Genomic DNA, 23671 nt, shown 5'->3' with positions numbered 1-23671 from the left:
TCAGCGTAAATTCTGCAACTGCTTAAGCACATCTTCGAAGCGAAGTTTTTTCCTTTGAGGCTCCTGCGCTGGGGGCGGCGGAGGGGGCGGTGGTAACAGCCCTGACGTTCCACCTGTATTTGGCGGCAAAGGTGGCGGTGACACCTGACCCTGCGGCGCGGGTGCCGGGGTCGGCTGTGTGATGCCCGGAATTTGCACGCCAAATTTCTTCAGAACATCCAAGCCCTTTATAACTTTTTTGCTTTTAAGCAATCTTTCTGCACCCGGAATAGGGATAGCAAGGCCCCCTCCTGGCAACTTGCTGGTATCAACCTTTACGTTTGGTTTATCCAACGCTCCATAAATTCGGAATGGAACGCCATCCGGTATTTTTGATTTCCCCCGAATTATTGTCGACAATGGATCTTTAGACAGCGTCAAATCACCATTAAAATCCATGTGCCACTTGGGCAGGTTCGCAAATCCCTTGGCGATTCCTTGACCGGCGTTTGCCGTAACCGTCAAATCTTGCGACCGGGCGATGCCTTTATCGATGACAAAGTTTCCAGCAACATCCGCCAAGCCCTTAGATTTCCCACGTCGACCACCGAGGAGCCCGCTGGTCCTGTTCATCATTCGAGCCAGCCCGAGTGCCCCGGCGAATGCAGTGCCTTTGCCCACCTTCTTAGGATCAAGGTTTCGAATTGCTACCTTGGCCTTGCCGCCCAAGGTCGAAACCAGTTCCATCGGCGACAGACCGCGCGCTGCTAAATTAAGGTCCAAATCCAAAGAGCCAGAGGCCAAGGATTGTTTGGTGATGGCGCGGACCGCACTCAGGACGTTCATGTTCCTAATCTTAACCACAGAAGCTACCGTAGGAATTCCAGCACCCGCCTTCAACGTCGCTTGGCCATCGAGGGTACCGCCGAATATGACGCCGGCTAATTTGTTCGCCTGCAGTGTTCCATTTTTGAGATTCAAGGCGATAATGGCTTTGTCCAATCGGTAGGTTTCAAACTTGATCGATTTGGATTGCAACTTTATGTCCGCATCCACAGTCTTCAATTGCGACAGGTCGAGCGGCTGTGGCGACCATCGTGCTGATGAATTTCGGACGATTTGAACGAACAGGTTGTTTGCGTCTTCAGCCCTGGGTACGACCCACGCGGCAGGAATGACACGCGGCGTAGAACGCAAATTACCCCTGCGACGTTTCGCAGGCGCGAAGGCATTTAGATCCAGTGCATTGGTTACAAGATCAGCGGTAATTTTCGGACGCGCCTTGCCTTTCCGAAGACCCAATTTTCCACTTAGCTTCACCAGCCCGATATTACCCCTAACGTTGTCCATATCGACCACACCGGTTGAACTTCTCACATGCCCCCGCAGGTTTACCGCACCCGTCTTTCCACTGGGCCGATATTGAACGCCCAAGACCTGCAGAAACTTTTTCAAACTCCCATGCTTGAGAGATACATCCAGGTCAGCGCCCCCTACCAAGGGCAAAAATGAGACCGTGCCCTTGGAAACAACAGTGGCACCCCCGCCCTTAAATGTTAAATCCACGGCGGGTTTTAAAACCGAACCATTGATCTTGCCTGAAAGATCAATCTTGCCGAGTCTGGCGGCTTCGGGCGGTACCTTTGCCCCCAACAACCGTGCCAGTTTCTTAACGCTCGGGGCGCGAAGGTCTATCTGTACGTTCTTGAGGTTAGCAATCCCGACGAGCCCTTTGGCCTCGCCCTTGATCATCAACGACGCCCCTTCGGCCTTGGCGACGCTGGCACGACGGATCGTCAATTTGTTGTCGAACAACCGCCCGTCCAAAACAATGCCGGTGATGGTTTTGCCGTTGTAGCGAACGTTTTTCGCGTAGGCCTTAACGTCTGCGCTGAATGACTTAAGGACGCTTAACGCCGCGAACGTACCGCCGCCAGAAGAAGATTTTACCGGCGCGGTCTGAGAAGTTGAAGGCATCGCGCCGCCACTCGATTGAACCTTTTTTGCCGCCTTCCTCTTTGCAGGCTTACCCTTGACCAAGTACGCATCCAGATTAATTTTATCCAACGTCAGGTTGGCGCCAAAAGAAATTGGCTCCAGGGGCAGCGCCACCGTCACCCCGCCGGTCACCCGGGAACTGTCAAATTTTAGATTAAGCCCGCGAATGCCGACTTGGTGCGATGTCGCCGTAACCTTCCCCTTCATCGTAATTCGGCGAAGCCTCCCAGAGGGCAAGTCCGGCAATTCAACCCCAAGCCAACGCGCGACCTCACGGCTGTTGCCAGCATTGATATCGACGTCGCCTTCAAATTTGGGGCCGGTCTTCGTGTTCGCAACAAATCCAAACACCGCAACATCTGCAGCGCCCGGTAGCTGGGTTGAAAGCTGATTTATTGTTAACTCGCCGCCGGAAATTTCGGCACTCAGCCGGGTCTTGTGTATCAATCCCTGCTTAAAAGTAACGGACTGGACCGATAGATTGATCACGGTATTAATGCCCGCAGGATCCGATTTAGCCGACGCCTTCGACTTTGCTGTCTTCTTTCCTGAACCCCTGGAGATTGAGCCCGCCTGTTGCTTGGCGCTTTTTCCGACCGTGATATTTTTCATCGGATTGGTTAGGGCTGGCTTGCCGGTATCGGTCGGCAGGGCGAGCCATTTGTCTAAATCAACATGTTCGGCGGCAATCTTAACGTTCGCCCGAATGGACTTTTTCAAATTGACGGAAATGTCCGCCGATGCCTTCGACTCCCCCAATTTCAGGGCTAGCTTTTTGGCCTCAACGGATGATTCCGAAGCCGTGACGGTACCTTCAATATTATAAGATTGTCCGAGAAACCCAGGCAGAGGTTCTGTGTTTCCGGTCAGGTCGCGGATCAGCCCGGCCAGATTTTTCCCCTGACCCTTAATCTTACCCTTGAAACTCGGCTTATCAGTCAGGCTGGCCACAGTTCCCGACACCATAAGTTTTGAGCGACCTGATTGGTCGCCAAGCGTGGCGCTGAGCGGCAGCGTGCGACCGTGAATAGTCTTTCCGATATTGGCTTCAAAAGAAATTGGGATACCCCGCAAGATAAATCGGCCTGAGCTTTCGAACGGTCCGATCAGCGACCCTGCCGCAAGCCGTCCGTGGATGGCGCTTACCTTCTCGGTCGTCCCGTCCTTGGTGTTTCTGTAAACGACTGTCCCATCTTCAATCGCGAAACTGTCCAATTGAACTGATTCCAAAAATGATTTTGCAGAAGAAGACGAAGGGGTAGGGTTCTGAGCTGATGGCGTGGCGGAACTTCCAGTTGGCGCAGGAGACGCGTCTTTCGATGCCGTTGCGAAGGCCAAGTTATGACGCCCATCAGCGAACATCTGAACTTCCACCACAGGGCGGATTAGTTTAACGCTTTCAATTTGAATGTGCCCAGCGAGCAGGGGGGCCGGTGCGATCCGGACCTCTAACGATTCAAGGCGCACCATCTCAGGAACGGCGCCGCCTTTTACATTGGCGACACGCACTTTATTGGCGATGAAGGCCGGTGACGGAAAGACATTGAGCTTAATATCGCCATCAATGAAGACATCGTGTCCGGTCGATTGTTTGGCCAGATCAGTCAGTGTCGATTTATGTTTATTCCAGTCGATAAGACCAGGGCCAACCACCACGGCAAAAATGACCAGAACAATAAGACTGAGAACACTAGACGCAATAAACTTCTTCACACTCATCGCTCCGTAACTTTAAAAATACTAAATCGCCTTACCACCAAACTGGTGACGCAAAATTTCCACTTGGGCTCGTGTGCCGGCCATGAAGGGATGAATTTTAAGCACCCGTTGAAAGGCTTCCAAGGCGGAAGCACCATCGTGTAGTTCCAGGTAGATCAATCCCAAGCCTGAGACCGCGCCAAAATGGCGAGGCTCCAACGCGAGGGTTCGCTTAATATCACCAATCGATTGTTTGAAATCATTCATCAGATAATAGACGGTTGCGCGCTTGTTCCAACCTTCGGCAAACTCAGGGGCTTCGCGAACGATATATTCGAAGGCCCGAAGCGCCGTCGGATAATCACCTGCACTCATGGCAACGATCCCCTCGCGCATCCGAGAATCAATTCGGGCATTGCCATTGAACAGCCAGATATCCCAAATCCGATTTTCAATCACCTGAGCGGTTGACGGGTTTGCGGCGTGTTTCAAGGCATCAAATAAGCCGGGAAGTCGGTTATCGTCCTGCGCAGCAAAAGCCGGACCTGTTACTAAAATCAGAATAACCGGCAAGAGAAAATACGGAGTTTTTGTGCGCGTCCACATTAACTAATTCCTTCAGGCTTCGGACCGCCAGTCGCCCAGTCCAACAGCGATACCGTGTGAACCACGGGAACATCGATCCCTTCGCGCAATTGTACCATACAGCCAATATTTCCCGCAGCGATCATATCAGGCCCGGTTTGCTGCAAGTTCTTAACCTTGCGCTCGAGCAACCGCCCTGAAATATCCGATTGAAAAATATTATACGTTCCAGCTGACCCACAGCAAAGATGTCCTTCAGCTGGTTCGCTCACTTCGAACCCAGCAGCTTTAAGTAACTCAACAGGTTGAGTGCTAATTTTCTGACCGTGCTGGAGCGAACAAGCTGAATGATAGGTCACCCGGCCTTTAGGAGCGGCCGGGGATTTTTCGATCCCTAGATCCGCCATGACTTCGGTTACGTCCTTGGCCAGTCCAGAAATCTTATCGGCACGTTCAGCCCAGACATCGTCATCCTTGAACATAAAGCCGTAGTCCTTGATCACCGTGCCACAGCCTGATGCATTGATCACCACCGCATCTAGATCAGCGACCTGTTCCCAGGCTTCGATGTTGGCACGGGCCTGAGACGCGGCATCGGCTTCCCGCCCCATGTGATGGACGAGTGCGCCACAACATCCCCCGCCGGAAGGCACTACGACTTCGCACCCGTGTCGGGTTAGCAACCGCACCGTGGCTTCGTTGATCTCGGGATCCAGAACTTTTTGCGCACAGCCGGTCATCAGCGCCACCCGCTTTCGCTGAACACCTTGGGCCGGATAAACACGCGGTGTATCGATAGAAGATGGCGATGGAATACGCGTCGGTGCCAGCTTGGCAATTGCGCCCAATCGCCCGGGTAGGAACCGCGCGACAGGTTTGACCAACCACGCCCCAATCAACGCCAGGCGGAACATCTTTGGATTAGGTAATAAATTCGCAACAACGTTCCGAAGCAATCGGTCAAACAAAGGCCGGGTATGGGTTTCTTCGATTCGCACCCGAGCCTTATCCACCAAATGCATGTAGTCCACACTGGATGGACAGGTCGATGTGCACGACAAGCACGAGAGGCATCTGTCCACGTGCAGGGTCAATTTTACCGATGCCGGACCACCCCGTTCCAGCATCCCCTTTATCATCGCGATCCGCCCGCGAGGGCCATCCAGTTCATCGCCCATCAGCACATATGTGGGACATGTGGAATTACAAAACCCACAATGCACACAGCGCCGCAGGATATTGTTTGCCAGTTGGATCAGCGGCGTTTTGAGTTGGTCAGCGCTAAAGTTCGTCCGCATGTCTTAGACCCCTTCGTACATGCGGCCGGGATTGAGCGCGCCCTTGGGATCAAAGGCAGTCTTTGTCCGCTTGGTGATTTCGGCCAAGGGTCCTGGTTGGGGGTGGAACACGGGAATAGTCGCCCGGACTGTACCAGCGGCGCGGATTAGCGTCGCGTGGCCCCCGTCTTTGAGCGCGCCTCGTATAATCTCGTGACCTGCATCCGCTTGCGGATCAAGCGCCAGCCAAATCAGCCCACCGCCCCAATCGAAATATACCTCTCCGCTCAGCGTTTCCATTATCGAGGCCGCGACGTCGGCACCTGATGCAGGGGGCACTGAAATTCGCCAGATTTGTTTTTCTGACGAAGTATCGCCGGTGAAAAATTTTACATCCCTGACTTCACGCCAAAATTTAGCCGAATTCATCGAATGCAGTTCTTCGATCTCACCGAACCCAGCCAATAATTCCCGAAGCTTTTCGCACCGGACATCAGCAGAAGGACCTGGGCCTTCGACACGAACCGCCGTGATGCCCGTTCCAGCACCCGCGATGTAGCCCACTTCCGAACGGGCCGTTAAGGCCGATGGAATGTGCGCTGCTGCTGAAACTTCGTGGGGACTTTGCAAGGCGGCTGTCATGGCTTGGACGGCTTTCGATGCATCATCTCCCATGATCAGAACAGTCCGGGTGCGCTCTGGTGCGGGCAGAACCTTTAACGTTACGGTGGTCAATACGGCCAACGTCCCCATGGACCCGGTCATCAATTTACTAAGATCAAATCCCGTGACATTTTTAACCACCCGACCGCCGGACTTAAATATCTCGCCCCGGCCACTGATCGCGTTGAACCCCAAAAGATGATCGCGGGCGGCACCTAGCTTGATCCGCCTGGGGCCTGACAGATTGCACGCCAATACGCCGCCGATGGTGCCGCCGCCAATGATTCCACCATCGGAGCCTTCACCCAAGAGCGGCCCTAAGTCCATCGGCTCAAAAGCAAGATGCTGATTTTTCTCCTGCAATGCCGCATGGATCTCAGCCATCGGCGTGCCCGCGCCCATGGCCATGACCAGTTCTTCCGGCTCATACAATGCGATACCGGAGAACGCGCTTAGGCTCAGGCCATTTACCGCATCCAATGATCGCCCGTAAGTTTTCTTCGTACCTGTGCCAGACACATTAAAAGCATGGCCGTCAGCCGCGGCCCAATTCACAAGTTCCAGCACTTGTTCCTGGGTTTCAGGTTTGAAATTTTCGGTCATGATAAAATTAGAATCTCGGGATATCAGGAAAGCGGAGTTGCCCACCGTGGACATGAACTTTGCCCAATTCGGCACAGCGATGCAGTTGTGGATAGACCTTGCCAGGATTAAGCAGGCTTTCAGGATCGAACGCACATTTGACCCGCTGCTGTTGCTTCATGTCTTCTTCGGTAAACATGGTCCCCATCAGGTCGCGTTTTTCAACGCCAACACCGTGTTCACCAGATAGCACGCCGCCAAGTTCTACACATAAAGTCAGAATATCAGCACCGAATGCTTCGGCCCGTTCGAGTTCATCAGGGTCATTGGAATCAAACATGATCAGCGGGTGCAGGTTGCCGTCGCCCGCATGAAAGACATTCGCCACAGCCAAATTATATTTCTTCGCCAGTTCATCGGTCTTTTGCAGCACTTCAGAAATTTTATGACGCGGGATGGTGCCGTCCATACAGAGATAATCCGGCGTGAGCCGCCCGACAGCCGGGAACGCCGCCTTCCGCCCGGCCCAGAAATTTTCGCGTTCCGCATCGGACGTACTGACCTTGATGTTCATACAGCCACAGTCGTGAGCGATTTCCTCAATTCTCTCGATCAGGTAATCGACCTCCGCCTCTGGACCATCCAATTCAACGATCATCAGCGACTCAACATCTAACGGATACCCACAACCCAGGAAATCATCTGTCGCGTGGATTAAAGGCCTATCCATCATTTCCATGCCCGCAGGAATGATACCAGCACTAATGACGGCAGCGACGCAATCCCCCGCAGCCTCGTTGGAATCGAAACCGATCAGGACCGCCCGCACAGTTTCCGGCGATTGCAGCAGGCGCACGGTGACTTCGGTTGTCACCCCCAGCAATCCTTCGGACCCGGTCAGCAGTCCCATCAGATCGTAGGCCTCGCTGTCCAAATGCTTGCCGCCCAAACGAATGGTCTCACCGTTCATCAACACCACTTCGAAACCCAGCAGGTTGTTGGTGGTCAGGCCATATTTCAGGCAATGCACACCGCCCGAGTTCTCCGCCACATTGCCACCAATGGTGCAAGCGATTTGGCTGGAGGGGTCAGGTGCATAGTAGAAGCCCTTGTGCTGAACTGCCTGGGTAATCGACAAATTCGTGACCCCCGGTTGCACCACGACACAGCGGTTGTCGTAATCGATGTCCATAATTTTATTAAACTTGCTCATGCCCAGAATAATGCCATCCCCCAAAGGCAAGGCCCCACCTGATAAAGAGGTCCCAGCCCCCCTGGGTACGACCTTCACTTGATTTGCATGGCAATATTTAAGAATGCGCGAAACCTGCTCTGTGGTCTCCGGCAGCACCACGATCAACGGCGACTGGTGATAGGCGGTCAACGCGTCTTGATCATACGCGCTCAGTTCCTCCTGATCATCAATCAAGCACTCCGGTGCGACGATCTCTTTCATCGCAGCGATGATTTCTGGACGCCTGGCGATAACACTCTGGTCTGGTGCCGGCATGGCAATGGCCATGGAGGACTCCTCTCCCAACGGGTTGTCTACGCCTCTATATATAAGCTTGTTGGTGCCGGGGAGAAAGGAAAGAGGAGAAGAGAATTTCACGCAAAACAAAACCACGCCGAATGACGTGGTTTTAGGTAGCTTAATAGTAAGCGAGGAAAGGGCGTGTTCCGCCCTTTAGATCAACCCTGGCGCGCTTTGAAACGTGGATTCTGCTTGTTGATCACGTAGACGCGGCCTTTGCGTCGGACGATGCGGCAGTTCTTATCGCGGGTCTTCGCTGATTTGAGCGAGTTTCTAACCTTCATGTCCCTAATCCTCTAATTAAATGAGCCGCCCACAAATCCGGCCATAAACCCCGGGGGCGACTGAGGCGCGGAACATACAAGTGCCGTCCTTAGCTGTCAACACATACCAAGAAGCCACAGCATTATCTCGAATCTACAAAAAATATACGTTTTCGGAGTTAATCCGGTCATATTTTCTCCAAATCGTCGGAGGAATAGGCTATATTCAGGCCAAGAACCTGGGAATACTCTAAAATTATCCTGATTTTCTCTAGAATTCTGGGAAAATGTGCAGTTATCGACTCCATTGCATATTGTTCAATTGCCCAAATCAATAGGAACAACAATCAAATGTCCAAGCGCCCTAAGAAAATTCGTCGCCTTTTAGTCGCCAACCGCAGTGAAATAGCAATTCGTGTGCTGCGGGCGGCAAATGAACTCGGCATCGACACGGTCGCCATCTTTGCAAACGAAGACCGTTTCGCGCTTCATATTGCCAAGGCAGACGAGAGCTATCAGGTTGGTGCGGGCAAGGGACCGATCGAGGCCTATCTGGACATCGAAGACATCATCCGCATCGCCAAGCGCGCCAAGGTCGATGCCATTCATCCGGGTTATGGGTTCTTAGCCGAAAACCCAGACTTTGCCGATGCCTGTATAGAAGCCGGAATTACCTTCATTGGGCCATCGCCGGACGTCATGCGATCCTTAGGGAATAAAGTCTCCGCACGAAAACTAGCCGTCGCCTCTGGGGCACCCGTCATGCCGGCGAGCGGTCCCCTCCCCAGCGATGAAAAAAGCATCCATACAGCCGCTGAGAAAGTCGGCTTCCCGGTCATGTTAAAAGCAAGCTGGGGCGGTGGCGGACGCGGCATGCGCGTGATCGAAACCGCAGACGAACTAATAGATCAAGTGATGGCGGGCCGACGCGAAGCCATGAGTGCGTTTGGCAACGACGAAGTTTACCTGGAAAAACTCGTCCGCCACGCGCGCCACGTAGAAGTCCAGATTCTCGGCGACACCCACGGCAATCTCTATCATCTGTTTGAGCGAGATTGTTCTGTTCAGCGCCGCAACCAGAAAGTCGTCGAACGCGCGCCCGCGCCGTATCTTGATGACTCCCAGCGCAAGGTCCTCACCGATGCCGCTCTCGCGATTGGCAATACAGCAGGTTACGCCAACGCGGGCACGGTTGAATTCCTCATGGATGTTGATACCGGTGAATTCTATTTTATTGAGGTCAATCCCCGCATTCAGGTCGAACATACGGTCACCGAAACTGTCACCGGCATCGATATCGTCAAAGCGCAAATCCGAATTGCCGAAGGGGCAACTGTCGGCACTGATGAAAGCGGCGTCCCCAAACAAGAAGACATCAAACTCAACGGTCACGCCATTCAGTGCCGGGTCACGACGGAAGACCCGGAAAACAATTTTGTGCCTGATTACGGCCGCATCACGACCTATCGGGGAGCCACCGGCTTCGGCATCCGGCTTGATGGCGGCACAGCCTATTCAGGTGCGTTGATTACCCGGCACTTTGATTCGCTTTTGGAAAAGGTAACGGCCTGGGCACCAACGCCAGAAGAAGCCATCCTGCGCATGGATAGAGCCTTGCGCGAATTCCGCATCCGCGGTGTGGCAACTAACCTTTTGTTTTTGGAAACCCTGATTACCCACCCGAAATTCAGAGACAACGACTACACCACCCGTTTTATTGATGAGACACCAGAACTGTTCCACTTCGTCAAACGTCGGGATCGGGCAACGAGACTGTTGAACTACATTGGCGATGTCATCGTGAACGGAAACCCTGAAGTCGAAGGACGCCCGCGCCCGACTTCTTTTACCACGCTAAAATCCATTCCCGTTGACCCTGGCAGCCCGCCTGACGGCAATCTGCAACGGCTCGAAGAACTAGGGCCCACCGGTTTTGCGCAGTGGATGATGGAACAGAAAAATCTTCTGATTACCGACACAACCTTCCGCGATGCGCATCAATCCCTGTTTGCCACCCGCATGCGGACCCATGATCTGATTAAGCCCGCAGACGCTTACGCGGCGATGCTGCCTGAGTTGCTTTCGGTGGAAACCTGGGGCGGTGCGACCTTCGATGTTGCCATGCGATTCTTGAACGAATGCCCGTGGGAGCGCTTGGCACGGTTCAAAGAAACCATGCCGAATATGATCCAGCAGATGCTGCTCAGGGCATCGAACGGCGTTGGCTACACCAACTACCCAGACAACGTGGTGCGTTATTTCGTTGAACAATCCGCCGATGCTGGGATTGATCTATTTCGCATATTTGATTCTCTCAACTGGGTCGACAACATGCGCCCCGCCATGGATACGGTGTTGGAAAGCGGTAAGCTCTGCGAAGGCTCGATGTGCTACACGGGCGACATCACTGATCCCTCTCGCGCCAAATACGACTTAGATTATTATCTAACGCTCGGCAAAGACTTAGAGGCCGCAGGCGCGCACATACTAGGCGTCAAAGACATGGGCGGTCTGATGAAGCCTGCAGCGGCAACGATCCTGTTTAAAGCTCTTAAACAAGAAGTCGGCATCCCCATCCACTTCCATACCCATGATACCAGCGGAATTGCGGCAGCGAGTATCTTAGCCGCATCAGAAGCTGGCGTAGATGCCGTCGATGCCGCCATGGATTCCATGAGCGGTCTGACCTCTCAGCCAAACTTAGGCTCTATCGCTGCCGCACTGCGCGGTAGCGAGCGTGATACCGGATTAGATCAACGCGCCCTCACGGTTATCTCAGATTACTGGGAACAGGCGCGACGGAACTACGCCGGGTTTGAACCGGATATCCGCGCTGGCACGTCGTCGGTCTATCAGCACGAAATGCCGGGTGGACAATACACCAACTTGCGCCAACAAGCGCGGTCTTTAGGGATTGAAGAACGTTGGGACGACATCGCCCGCACCTATGCCCAGGTGAACCACATGTTCGGCGACGTCATCAAAGTAACGCCCACATCCAAGGTGGTTGGCGATATGGCACTGATGATGGTGACCAGTGGCTTGACCCCAGACGATGTGATGAGTCCGGACCGCGAAATTGCTTTCCCCGAATCTGCTGTGCAATTGTTTGGCGGCGAAATGGGTCAAGCCTACGGCGGCTTCCCCGAAGAACTTCAAAAGAAAATCCTCAAAGGACGCGCGCCCCTGACCAAACGACCCGGTGAGGTACTGCCTTCGACAGATTTAACGAAAGCACATAGCGATGCCGACGGGAAGGTCGGTCGCCGAATTAGTGATCAAGAATTGGCGTCTTATCTTATGTACCCGGATGTCTTCGTCGACTACGCCAAGGTCCGTCGAACTTATGGCAATATCAGCGTCCTGCCGACGCCAGCGTTTTTCTACGGCATGGAAACCAACGATGAAATTAGCGTCGATCTAGAACGCGGTGTGTCCTTGGTGATCCGATTCCTTGCCGTGGGGGATCCCAACGACCAAGGCCGCCGCAACGTCTTTTTCGAACTGAACGGCCAGCCCCGCACGGTACGGGTTATTGATCGGGGCCGCGCGCCCACTGAAGAAGAACACGCCCAGGCCGAAGACGGAAACCCGGACCATGTCGGTGCCCCGATGCCCGGCCTGATCGTCAGTGTGTCTATCAATGAAGGGGACAAGGTCAAGCGTGGCGACGTCCTAGTCGCGATTGAGGCGATGAAGATGGAAACCTCTATTTTTGCGGAAAGAGACGGTGTCATCGACAAAGTCCTCCACCACGTCGGCGCACAGGTAGATACGAAGGACCTGTTGGTTGTGATGGAATCTGAATAGGCTTTGCACCCCGTCGTTATCACGTCAATATAACATCAAAATTTAAACTCGATTTTATTCAAAGCTTATTATGGTCAACGCGCTTTCAAGATATCTAACCGATGATCGACTGAAAATTACTTACATTTCTATTTTGGTCATGACCATCATTGCCGTCGCTGTAGGCGGCGTGACCGTTTTTACGTTGCATAAAGCAGGTATGAAAAGTCAAGAAAATCGGCTTATTGAATACGTCGAAAGCCAAGCGCGCATGGTCGAAGCTATCCTTGCCTTTGATGCACGGCACAGCGCCCAGGATCACCCCTTAGGTGCCGAAGGGGCTACCATAGCTCAGGTTATAGAAGCGCATGAAAGTTTTAAGGGGTTTGGCGAGACCGGGGAATTTTCTATGGCCAAACGTGACGGCGATCAGATCATCTTTGTCCTGCGTCACCGCAATTTTCAAATTGAAAAGCCTAAACCCGTTGCTTTTGATAGCCCCACCGCAGAAGCCATGCACGAAGCGCTTTCTGGCAGATCAGGGGTCATTACCACACTGGATTATAATGGAGTGCCTGTACTTGCTGCCTATGAACCTGTCTCCGGCGGGCACTTTGGAATGGTTGCCAAAATCGACATTTCTGAGGCCCGTGCACCAATAATCAATGCCGCAATTCTCGCTGCAGCTGTATCGGTTCTGTTGGTTACTTTTGGCGCCCTGACCGTGGTCGGAATTAATGCACCGTTACTCCGAAGGCTCCACGATAGCGAAGTACGACAAAGGTCGATCCTTGATAATATTGGGGATGGGATCGTAACCATAGATACTGACCGCAAAATTCAATCGTTCAATAAAGCGGCAGAAAGTATTTTTGGCTATTCGGTCAATGAAATAACAGGCAGAAACGTAAAAGTTCTGCTGCCACAATCGGACCGCGACAATCAGGAATCTTTTCTTGAAAGGTATCTAGGACTGCGCGAGGGCAATTTTACCGGACGAACCCAAGAAATTACCGCCGTAAAAAAAGACGGTACCGAAATTTCCATTTCATTCACTTTGACCCAACTTCAACTAGAAGATACACGCATGTTTGCCGGGGTCATACGAGACATTACCGCACGTAAAGAAATCGAAAATCAGCTGGTGGCAAATACCGTTGAATTATCACTCGCTAACAAAGACCTTGAGCGCTCCAACAAAGAACTCGATGACTTCGCCTATATCGCATCTCACGATTTGAAGGAACCTCTGCGCGGCATCCATAACTATGCGCAGTTTTTGATCGAAGATTATGGCGATAAGTTGGATGAAGAAGGCAATTCCAAGCTGGCCACGTTGACCCGCTTGACCCAGCGGCTAGAAGACTTAATAAATTCACTTTTGCATTTCTCTCGGGTTGGGCGCGTGGATTTGGCAACGAAGGAAGTCGATCTAAATGCGAACGTGATGGAAATTATCGATTCCCTGCATGTATCACTGGCGGAAAACGGCATTGACCTTCGCATTCCGCGCCCCCTGCCCTCCACACATTGTGATGGCGCTAGAATTGGCGAAGTATTTCGCAACCTCATCACCAACGCGATGAAGTACAACGATAAGGAAGAAAAATGGATCGAAGTTGGCTTTGATGACTCGCCCGGCGATGGTAGAGTATTTTATGTTCGGGACAATGGGATTGGCATTCGGGAAAAACACCTTGGGTCAATCTTCCGAATTTTTAAGCGACTTCACGGGCGTGACAAATTTGGCGGCGGGACCGGCGCCGGGCTAACCATTGTTCAGAAAATCGTCCAACGGCATGGCGGTCGAATTTGGGTTGAATCTGAACATAAAATTGGGACAACATTCTTTTTTACCTTGCAGGGCGGAGAATAATTACAATGAGCGACGGGATGGAGCAAAAAAACAGCTGCATTATGATTGTTGAGGACAATCCGGAAGATTTTGAAACCACGTTACGCGCGTTTCGAAAATCTGGTGTCGCCAATAAGATCGTCCATTGCGAGGACGGCGATGACGCGCTGGATTACCTTTATCAAAGGGGCGACCACGCGGACCCTGAGACGTCTCCCAGACCGACCGTCATACTGCTTGATTTGAACCTGCCTGGCACAGATGGCCGGGAAGTCCTGCATGATATCAAGGACAACGATAGTCTAAAGACTATTCCAGTGATCGTGCTGACAACATCAACTGACGAACGTGATATTGAGGATTGCTATTCGAGCGGAGCAAACAGCTACATGCAAAAGCCCGTCAATCTGGACGGGTTTATGGAAGCCATTCAAAGACTGCGCGACTTTTGGTTTAAAGTCGTCGTACTACCCAAGCCACAAGACGGTTAATCCGCTATGACCGTTCGCATTCTCATCATCGACGACAGCCCAGAAGATCAAGAAACCTACCACCGGTTCTTAGAGACTGACGAAGAAACCGAATACAAATTCATTTTCGCTGATTCTGGAGACGCGGCGTTAGAGGCCTGCGAGATCGAGGTTCCCGATTGTATTTTGCTCGATTACAACTTACCGGACACCGACGGCTTGGAATTCTTGTCCGATGCGGCGCATAGTGACGTTTACTTAGCCGAGACAGCCGTCATTATGCTTACCGGTCAAGGCAACGAGAACGTTGCCGTTGAAGCGATGAAACGGGGTGCCATAGATTACTTAGTTAAAGGTGAAATCACCCAAGAACAAATTCGACGCTCGGTGCATTACGCGTTGGAGAAAAAGGTGCTTGAAAAGGAGCTCCGCGAGGCCCGACGTCGGCTTGAAGAGATGGCCTTGGAAGATTCCCTAACCCGGATTGCCAATCGCTATGTCTTCGAAGATCGGCTCAACCAGGCATTAATTCGTGCCGAAAGGTTGGATGAAAAAGTTGGCTTATTCTGTTTTGACCTGGATAAGTTCAAACAGGTAAACGACCAATACGGCCATCAGGCTGGCGATTATGTGCTGCGTGAGATTGCCCAGCGCCTGCTTCAGGTAATGCGCCATTCTGATACCGTTGCACGAATTGGCGGCGATGAATTTGCTGTCATCATGCACACAAATGTCAGCATTCCCGGCGGCGAGGTTTTAGCCGAAAAAGTTTTGGAAGCGGTGTCGCAGCCGATTGTCTATGAGGGGCAAACTTTAAACACTGGCATTAGCATTGGGTTCGCAGTTTATCCCGATCACGGCAAGGATGGGAAATCACTCCACTTCGCCGCAGACGCGGCCATGTACGAAGCAAAGAAATCGGGCGGTGGATATCGAGTGAGCAGCGATTAATACCTAAAATCGCTGCTCCCAATACCAAGAGTCACTCACCCATTTTTATTATCGATTGCATTTTCCAAGAACGGCATGGAACTAATCGTCACATGTCGGACCGGTGCTTCGTTGCCGGCAACAAGGCGGCTCGCTCCGCCGCGTGGAACTTCGACAATATCACCGGGGCCAAGTTCCTTGCTTTCGCCATTGACCTCTGCAGACATCCGTCCTGTCAGCATATAGGTGAATTCTTCGTGCGGGTTGTCGACCAATTCGTCACTGTCGCCCGGCGGCACCTCGGTAAATGTAAAGGCCAAGCGTTCGCCTTCTACCCTGATCGTCCGACGCCCTGAAACCGGCGCATCACCAAACGAATTTAGAATTGGATAGAATGAATTATTCAGCCCTTCAATGATGACTTGAGACTCACCTTCTGCTCGGGTTCGCCCTTCGCCGGAATCGTGAACTTTATTGATCTCATCAACGGACATCGCTTGGTCTGGCACTGCCTCATCTTCGGCTAGGCCAACCACGGTCCAAGTCTGGTCCTTGATATAAAGATAATGCACCGGGCCTTCTTCAGTCGCCTTCATGGAATGGCGCGCAAAAGCCGGCACATGAACAAACATCCCAGGTTCTACCACCCGCCGATCTTTACCGACCAGCGCATTGAGCTTTCCACTGACCGGGAATATCAGCAATTCGTTGGGATGATAATGGAGTTCAGACCCCGTCCCTGCTTCCTTGCTGATCATGCAATAATACATGTACGTGCCCTCAATCACCGGGGCGAGCCCCGTCGAGAGATCAGGCGTCAGATAATGTTTGTCGTAATCTTCGAAACGGTGGAAAGGCATGCGTTATTTCCTTATATTAACACCGAACAGTCGGTTCACCTGTCATCATAACGGTGCATTTTTGCGGGTCAAGGATCGCCTATTATCGCTAAGACGCGATAGTTGTTTCGCCGCGCATGGCAGTTCCACCGTCAGGGTCAGTTACCCAAACCGTCGCCGTTTTTCCATCATCTGAAGGGGCGCCCGCGACAACAAATGGATGATCCATGAATATGGGAGACTGCGCGCGGAACTCAAACCTTGAGAACTGCGCCTCCGGCATTTCTCGTCGGCAAAGCTCCAGCATCAAGGTTGCCAGCAAAGGTCCATGCACGATTAGGCCCGGATAGCCCTCAACCTCTGTCGTGAAAGCATGATCGTAATGAATGCGGTGGGCATAAAAGATTAAGGCTGAGTACCTGAACAATAAGGCGATATCGGGATCAATCGTCCATGTCCATTGGGCCTCACTGGGTGCTGGGCGCGTTGCTGGATCAGTAACAGACGGTGTGCCCGGCGCCGGCATCTCCCGGTAGACGATGTCGTGTTCTTCGTGAATGGCGAGGCCGTCTTCACCAAAGACATCGTGATAAACCAAGACAAACACCAACTTGCCGCTACGGCCTTCTTTATAGGTCACATCTTTGACCTCTGAGACCCGTCGGATGTTTTCACCAACCCGAAGTGGCTTGATATGATCCAATCGACTGCCTGCCCACATGCGGCGCGGCAAGGGAATCGGTGGCAAGAATCCGCCTAATTTTCCATGCCCGTCTTCTTTCAATTCAGATCGTTTTTCTTCCGGCAGGAAATAGAGCCAATGCCACAACAATGGCACTGCATCACCGGACGCGGGGCGCGGATCGTCCCGGTCCAAAGTCGCCGACATTCTAGCCAGTGGCGACACGGTCACTTGGTCGAAACGTTCTTCGGTTTTTCCAATCCATTGCCGCAGGTGATCAAGATCAACTTCCATGCATAAACCTCTCGACATGACTAACAGCCGCCAAGGCACCCGCCGCTTCGATCAATTCACCGTAGACAGGCATATTAACTTGCGCCGCCTTGGTTTCAAATTCGCGTTTCAGGGCTTCGGTATCTTCTTCGCCATCGCTTCGAAGTACCAACACGAAATGCGCTTGGCCGGGGTATTTTTCTTGAATTCTGAGCGCCGCATTCACGAGATTATTAAGCGTATCCCCTGGTGCACCCCGCCCCGTAAACGCGGTCAAATTTAGATGCATGACAAAAGCATCCGGCGCGCTGTGAGCATAGACTCCATCGAGAATTTTCTCGGCGATCCGACCTTCTTCTGTCTGTAAAGTCCCAACCGGTGCGTCGATGGGATTGGCGACACTGGTCCCTGGTGGCAGCTTAAGCGCCTCTAATGCTTGGCGGGTTTTGTCTTCGAAGCGGGCAACATCCAGCCCCAGCCTTGCAAAACTATCGGTTGCCAGCACGCTGGTCCCACCGCCATTGCCAAACAAAGCAATGCGCTTCGTCGGGCGGGATTTATTGGGCGCGAGGAACTGAAACGCCAACAATACATCCAGGAATGATCCAAGACTTTCAACCAATACCGCTCCCGTCTGTTTTGAAAGTGCAACCCAGCCTTCATCGCCACCGGCCAACGATCCTGTGTGTGAGGCCGCCGCCGCCCTGCCCTGCTGGGTGCGTCCGCCTTTCAGTAGCACGACTGGTTTTTTCGAAGCGTTCTGGCTGAGCAATTCAAATATCCGGCGGGCATTTTTGTCGTCTTCAAGATAAAGCCCAATGACGCGAGTTTCCGGATCGCTCAAATAATATTCAAGAACATCTGCTTCATTTAGATCAGCACAGTTACCAACCGTAACCAACCCGCTGAACCGCAAGCCGCGACGTTGACCCAGCCGAACAATGTCTGTCGCCAGTCCACCACTTTGGGAAATCACACCGACAACGCCAGGTTCGTTCGTCGCCCGCTCGGGGAACGTAACACCGCCGCGAGGCGAATAGGTCCCCAAGCAGTTAGGGCCGATCAAGCGCGAACCACCTTCTTTTGCAGCCGCAACGAGCTCATCTTGCAAAGCGACCCCTTCAGGTACCTCGGCAAAGCCACTGGATAAAACTTGAGCGAACTTTACCCGCCCCTTTGCCCCCGCCAACATGGCGGGAACTCTGTTGGCTGCAATCGTTACATAAGCGTAATCAATTGGCTCCGGCGTGTCAGCGAAGGATGAGTAAGCCTTCATTCCATCGATTTCATCCGCCTTGGGATGGATCGGATAGACCGTACCCTTATAGCCAAACTCTTTGAGTCGGCGCAGGAAGGTATTTCCCATACTAAGAGATGTCGCAGATGCCCCCGCAACCGCAATGGTCTTCGGCATGAACAGGGGATCAAGATTGGGTGCCGCGTCCCACTCTGTTTCGCCCTCTCTTTCCGCCAAGATAAACCGCGCATCTGCTGCGACTGCTGCAGTTTCGGAAACGATCAAGGGGTTAATATCAACCTCAGCCACCGTATCGGCATGGGTCATTAGAATCCCATCTGCGCCGCCGAGTTTTATCAGCACATCCACGATGGCATCACGGGATGCTGGCGCTTGGCCGCGCGCACCATCCAACAAAGCACCGCCCTTTAACTCATCCAGCATCCGCCGTGCGTCACCTTCGGTGATAGGGCATACCCGGAAACTGACGTCCTTGAGAACTTCAACAAAAATCCCGCCAAGCCCAACCATGACCATCGGCCCAAAGTTGGGATCGCGGAGACCGCCGATGACGACTTCTTGGCCCGCTGGCGCCATTTCTTCGATCAGATAGCCGTCAACTTTCGCTGACTTAATTTTCGGCGACGTCGCCATGGCGGCAACCGCCGCAGCGACCTCTTCCGCAGATTTAAGATTAATGGCCACACCACCGGCATCGCTTTTGTGAAGAATTTCTGCCGACATGACTTTTACAACGAAGGGGGCGGATAGGCCTTCTATAGCCGCCGGCAGTTCCATAGGTCCCGTTACCACAATGGATTTAGGAACTGAAATTCCGGCGCCTGACAAAACCTGCTTGCCCGCCTGCTCGTCCAACGACGCGCGCGATCCGTCCAAGGCTTTTCGAATTAGTTTAGCTGCATCCATGGAATAAAATCTCAGTAGCTGGTGGGCCAAGTGCGCATCATGTGCTCCCCGACCCCGTTGGTAAGACGCAGGCGATGAACATCAAGCATGCGGATCAAATGGTCTCGGGTTTGTTCAGGCTTAATGACAGATTGTACCGAATAGACCGATGCCAGACCCCAAACATCGTTGTCCTGATTGATTTGTGCCAGTGCTTCTTCGAAGCCGTCATCTCCCGGTTTTTTATTGTGCACGATCTTGGTCGCTGCCACCGGGTCCATGAAACTGACTTCGGCTGTGGGCCACGCGCAAATGTCGTCCGAATGCCTTCCACCGCCCATGGTGACATAGGCACGACCGTAACTTTTTCGTAAAATCACTGTTATGGTCGGCACCGTAATCAACGTTGTCGCATTCATAAAGTTCATGATCTTACCTGGCGCCCCTTCGCGTTCCGCATCCAAGCCAATCATAAAGCCAGGGGTATCCACAAACTTTACAATGGGAATGTTGAACGAATCGCACATCACCGTGAAGCTGATCATTTTCTTAATCGCGTTGATGTCCATGGACCCACCCTTGAACTTCGGATTGTTGGCAATGATCCCAACGCTTTTTCCATCCATTCGTGCGAAGGCCGTCACCGCCGGTTTTCCATAGCGGGCTTTCAATTCAAAAAAGCTGTCCTTATCGACGACCTTCTGAAGAATTTTTTTAACGTCATAGACCTGAGTTCGTCTGGTTGGGAGAACATCGCCAATGTCAGCCATGTCCTCACCGGAACCAGCAGTCACAGCAACTTCCGGCGGAGCTTCTTTATGGTGGCTTGGCAGATAACTCAGGAATTTCCGTATTTCCTCCATCGCCTCTTCATCCGTATCTACGGCCCGGTCGATCAAACCTGTTGTCTCCGCATGCAATTTCCACCCGCCGAGTTCTTCCAAATCAACATCCCGCTTCAAGGCTTCGGAGACCAATTTCGGGCTGGAGACGGCCATGATCGAACCTTTGCGCATAACAACAAAGTCCGAACAACACGCAAGCCAAGCCGACGAGCCGAACGAATTTCCCAATGCCGCCGCCGCCCAGGGCGTCACCCGGGTGCGCTGAAACTGATGTATGTCATTGCCCAGCATAGTTCCCATGCCTTTGGAGCCCATCGCGTCCGGCAACCGTGCGCCTGTGGATTCTCCAATGAAGATCACAGGCAGACCGCGCTCTGTCCCCGTACGTCTGATCCAACCGACCTTTTTCGAATTTGTCGCGCTGGTAGATGCGCCTTTGACAGTGAAGTCATTAACCACGACCCCAACATCGCGCCCGTCCAACTGCGCGTAGCCTACAAGTTTGCCATCGCCGGGCGTGTTGTCAGCATCCTTGGCAAAGGAGGATGTTCCGAACAACCCTGATTCGACGAAGCTGCCGTCATCTACCAAGCAATCAATGCGTTCGCGGGCATTGAGTTGACCTTGCTCCTTACGCTTAGCAAGTTTCGCTGGCCCGCCCATGCCGAGGGCTTTTTCCAGATGGACTTCATATTCTTCGAGACGATTCTCGAGATCGGTTTTTTCTTCGCTCAAGGCACTCTCCTAATTTTGGCCTAACTTAACGCATCCATAATTTCTTTACCCATTTCTGCCGTGGAGGCTTGGCCACCCATATCACGGGTCTTCACTGGGCTTTCTTTAATCACCCGTTCGATGGCATCCAGAACAGCATCGCCCGCTTCCTTGTAGCCAAGGTGTTCCAGCATCTGTGCACCACACCAGATCATGCCGATGGGGTTGGAAATGTTGCGGCCTGCAATATCAGGGGCAGAACCGTGCACCGGCTCAAACATCGATGGATAATCTTTCTCCGGATTCATGTTTGCCGAGGGTGCTATGGCGATGGTGCCGGTTACGGCAGGGCCCAGATCAGACAGAATATCGCCAAACAAGTTGCTGCCGACGACAACATCAAACCAATCCGGGTTCTGCACGAACTGCGCGGTCAAGATATCGATGTGATATTGATCGACCTTCACGTCCGGGTATTTCTTAGCCATTTCCGCCACCCGTTCGTCCCAATAGGGCATGGTGTGAATAATTCCGTTAGATTTAGTCGCTGATGTCAGGTGCTTCTTCGGCCGACTTTGCGCCAGATCGAACGCGTATTTTAGAATTTTATCGGTGCCCTTACGCGTGAAGATGGTTTGCTGCATGGCAACTTCTTCGTCTGTGCCTTCATATAACCGCCCGCCAATAGACGAATATTCGCCTTCATTGTTTTCCCGCACCACCATCATGTCGATGTCACCGGCTTGGCGCCCGACAAGCGGGCACGGGATGCCATCAATCAGTTTCACAGGGCGAAGCGATACGTATTGGCGAAATTCGCGGCGAATGGGAATCAGCAACCCCCACAACGAAACATGGTCCGGAACGCCTGGAAATCCAACGGCACCCAAATAAACCGCATCGTGCTTTTCAATCTGCTTCAAGCCGTCTTCGGGCATCATCGCACCCTTTTTGGCATAGCGTTCGCACGACCAATCATATTCATCCCATTCGAACTCAATGCCGAATTTCTTACCTGCGGCTTCCATCACTCGCATGCCTTCAGGCATCACTTCATTCCCAATTCCGTCGCCGGGAATTACTGCGATCTTGTGCTTCGCCATATTTTTCTAATTCCTTATTTACGCCACACTGTAGCAAGCCAGGGTTGCTGTTCGAGAGGCAATCCTGCTGGTCTGTAATATTTTTGAATTGGGGTAAAACCTACAGCCTCGACCATGCTGAGCCAAGTCCTGTCGTCATAAAAAACGCCGTAGCGCTCACCGCGCCAGTCTTCGTCATCGTTACCCCGGGGATTGGAACAAAAAAGTACCCCGCCTGCCTTCAGCGCCGCCTTTAGTTCATCCAAAATTCGAGGGGCTTGACTACTCGGCACGTGAAAAAACGATGCATTGGCAAAAACCCCATCGAAATGACTATCTGGAAGGTCCAACTCTAGAAAATTCTGTTCCCACACTTCGCAGTCCGAATGCCTGCGCGCCAGTTTCGCCAGTTCGACGGACCCTTCCAGGCCAATCGGGCGATGATCCATCTCTTTGAAAGCGATTAAATCTCGACCTGGGCCACAACCGAAATCCAGCACGGTATGCGGCCCGTCGCCTTCAATCGCCTCCAACACTGCGTGACGGTTCTGGCTGACATCATGATCTTTGGTGCCGTGCCAGAACTGTTCGGCGACTTGGTTGTAATAACCTAGCGTCCCGTCAGATATCGCCTTTAGATTGTCGGCGTCTTGGGACGGTTGACGTGGCTCCATTGCAGTACTACCTCCGTAAGAACAAAAACTTGGACGGGATGCCCCTTATGATCAAGAAACGCAGAGACGAAGATCGTGGACAGGCCGATATCGATTGGCTGGACGGTCGCCATAGCTTCTCCTTCGCGCATTATTATGACCCTGAATACATGGGGTTCAAGTCGCTCAAGGTGATTAACGAGGACAAATTCGCCGCAACCTGCGGATTTCCGACTCATCCCCACAAGGATATGGAAATCATCAGCTATATGCTGACTGGATCGCTGGAGCACAAAGACAGCGTCGGCAACGGATCGACCATTAAAACCGGTGACGTGCAACGCATGACCGCCGGCACAGGCATTCGGCACAGCGAATTTAACCCGTCCGAAGACATCCAGAACCATTTTTTCCAAATCTGGATCGAGCCCGATCAAAATGATCTGGAACCTAGTTGGGAAGAAAAGACCTTTGACGAAGACGCCAAACGCGACACCTTATTGCTGGTGGCGTCAAAGACGGGGCGAGATGGCTCTCTGAGCCTCAGCCAAGACCTGGATCTGTATGCGACACGATTAGACGCGGGTAAGTCTATATCTCACGAGTTGGCCAAAGGAAGGGATGCTTGGCTGCAAGTTGCAGAAGGAACTGTGACCGTTGGCGATGTAACCCTGAACAAGGGAGACGGAGCTGCTATCAGCGATGAATATGGATTCACCCTGACTGCAGGAGAAGACGCTCACGTCTTAGTGTTCGATATCGCCTAAATCTTATATTTCCTTGACGAGAGGGAGGGTATCCTTGTCATAATCACTTA

The 23671-nt window shown here is 52.5% G+C and carries 17 protein-coding genes; 5 read left to right on the top strand and 12 right to left on the bottom strand.

Translation table 11 applies throughout. The features are described from left to right. The 6 genes from HOM51_07375 to rpmJ form a co-directional block, all read right to left on the bottom strand. Positions 1–3690, bottom strand: a complete 3690-nt coding sequence (locus HOM51_07375; GenBank protein ID MBT5034328.1) for an AsmA family protein — start codon at positions 3688–3690, stop codon at positions 1–3. A gap of 27 nt (positions 3691–3717) precedes the next feature. Next, positions 3718–4281 (bottom strand): tetratricopeptide repeat protein, encoded by a 564-nt coding sequence (locus tag HOM51_07370; GenBank protein ID MBT5034327.1) that lies wholly within the window; start codon positions 4279–4281, stop codon positions 3718–3720. Further along, complete coding sequence (glcF, locus tag HOM51_07365; protein MBT5034326.1) at positions 4281–5558, bottom strand: glycolate oxidase subunit GlcF; 1278 nt, start codon at positions 5556–5558, stop codon at positions 4281–4283. Before glcF ends, HOM51_07370 begins: the two co-directional genes overlap by 1 nt. 3 nt (positions 5559–5561) lie before the next feature. After that, positions 5562–6803 (bottom strand): glycolate oxidase subunit GlcE, encoded by a 1242-nt coding sequence (gene glcE / locus HOM51_07360; protein MBT5034325.1) that lies wholly within the window; start codon positions 6801–6803, stop codon positions 5562–5564. Between the two features lie 7 nt (positions 6804–6810). Then, on the bottom strand, positions 6811–8304 hold the full coding sequence (locus HOM51_07355; protein ID MBT5034324.1) for an FAD-binding protein: 1494 nt from the start codon (positions 8302–8304) through the stop codon (positions 6811–6813). 170 nt (positions 8305–8474) lie between these two features. Next, positions 8475–8600 (bottom strand): 50S ribosomal protein L36, encoded by a 126-nt coding sequence (gene rpmJ / locus HOM51_07350; protein MBT5034323.1) that lies wholly within the window; start codon positions 8598–8600, stop codon positions 8475–8477. A gap of 330 nt (positions 8601–8930) precedes the next feature. On the opposite strand from rpmJ, the gene pyc reads away from it, so the two are divergent. The 4 genes from pyc to HOM51_07330 all read left to right on the top strand — a co-directional run bounded on the left by pyc (position 8931) and on the right by HOM51_07330 (position 15644). Next, positions 8931–12389, top strand: a complete 3459-nt coding sequence (gene pyc, locus HOM51_07345; GenBank protein MBT5034322.1) for a pyruvate carboxylase — start codon at positions 8931–8933, stop codon at positions 12387–12389. A gap of 70 nt (positions 12390–12459) precedes the next feature. Continuing rightward, complete coding sequence (locus tag HOM51_07340) at positions 12460–14244, top strand: PAS domain S-box protein (GenBank protein ID MBT5034321.1); 1785 nt, start codon at positions 12460–12462, stop codon at positions 14242–14244. Positions 14245–14249: 5 nt separating this feature from the next. Beyond that, entirely contained in the window at positions 14250–14714 is a 465-nt protein-coding gene (locus HOM51_07335) for a response regulator (GenBank protein ID MBT5034320.1), read from the top strand. 6 nt (positions 14715–14720) lie between these two features. Further along, on the top strand, positions 14721–15644 hold the full coding sequence (locus tag HOM51_07330; protein ID MBT5034319.1) for a diguanylate cyclase: 924 nt from the start codon (positions 14721–14723) through the stop codon (positions 15642–15644). A gap of 35 nt (positions 15645–15679) precedes the next feature. Here the strand turns inward: HOM51_07330 and HOM51_07325 are convergent, their stop codons facing one another. From HOM51_07325 to HOM51_07300, 6 genes are all read right to left on the bottom strand, one after another. Next, positions 15680–16483: a cupin domain-containing protein gene (locus HOM51_07325; protein MBT5034318.1), complete on the bottom strand. Its 804-nt coding sequence runs from the start codon at positions 16481–16483 to the stop codon at positions 15680–15682. Positions 16484–16571: 88 nt separating this feature from the next. Then, complete coding sequence (locus HOM51_07320; GenBank protein MBT5034317.1) at positions 16572–17456, bottom strand: acyl-CoA dehydrogenase; 885 nt, start codon at positions 17454–17456, stop codon at positions 16572–16574. Beyond that, positions 17428–18981: an acyl-CoA synthetase gene (locus HOM51_07315; GenBank protein ID MBT5034316.1), complete on the bottom strand. Its 1554-nt coding sequence runs from the start codon at positions 18979–18981 to the stop codon at positions 17428–17430. The genes HOM51_07320 and HOM51_07315 overlap by 29 nt, the downstream gene beginning before the upstream one ends. Before the next feature lie 611 nt (positions 18982–19592). Beyond that, positions 19593–21068 carry a methylmalonyl-CoA carboxyltransferase gene (locus HOM51_07310; protein ID MBT5034315.1) on the bottom strand — a complete coding sequence of 492 codons (1476 nt, stop codon included), beginning with the start codon at positions 21066–21068 and terminating at the stop codon, positions 19593–19595. A gap of 92 nt (positions 21069–21160) precedes the next feature. After that, a complete protein-coding gene (locus HOM51_07305) occupies positions 21161–22222 on the bottom strand; it encodes a tartrate dehydrogenase (protein ID MBT5034314.1) in 1062 nt (353 codons plus the stop codon). 14 nt (positions 22223–22236) lie between these two features. Continuing rightward, positions 22237–22875, bottom strand: a complete 639-nt coding sequence (locus HOM51_07300; protein ID MBT5034313.1) for a class I SAM-dependent methyltransferase — start codon at positions 22873–22875, stop codon at positions 22237–22239. A 47-nt stretch (positions 22876–22922) separates the two neighbouring features. On the opposite strand from HOM51_07300, the gene HOM51_07295 reads away from it, so the two are divergent. After that, complete coding sequence (locus HOM51_07295) at positions 22923–23621, top strand: pirin family protein (GenBank protein ID MBT5034312.1); 699 nt, start codon at positions 22923–22925, stop codon at positions 23619–23621. The last annotated feature ends 50 nt before the right edge of the window (positions 23622–23671 follow it).

The organism is Rhodospirillaceae bacterium, assembly GCA_018660465.1.
In the GTDB taxonomy this organism is placed as follows: domain Bacteria; phylum Pseudomonadota; class Alphaproteobacteria; order Rhodospirillales; family JABJKH01; genus JABJKH01.
This window is presented reverse-complemented; position numbering and strand designations above follow the sequence as displayed.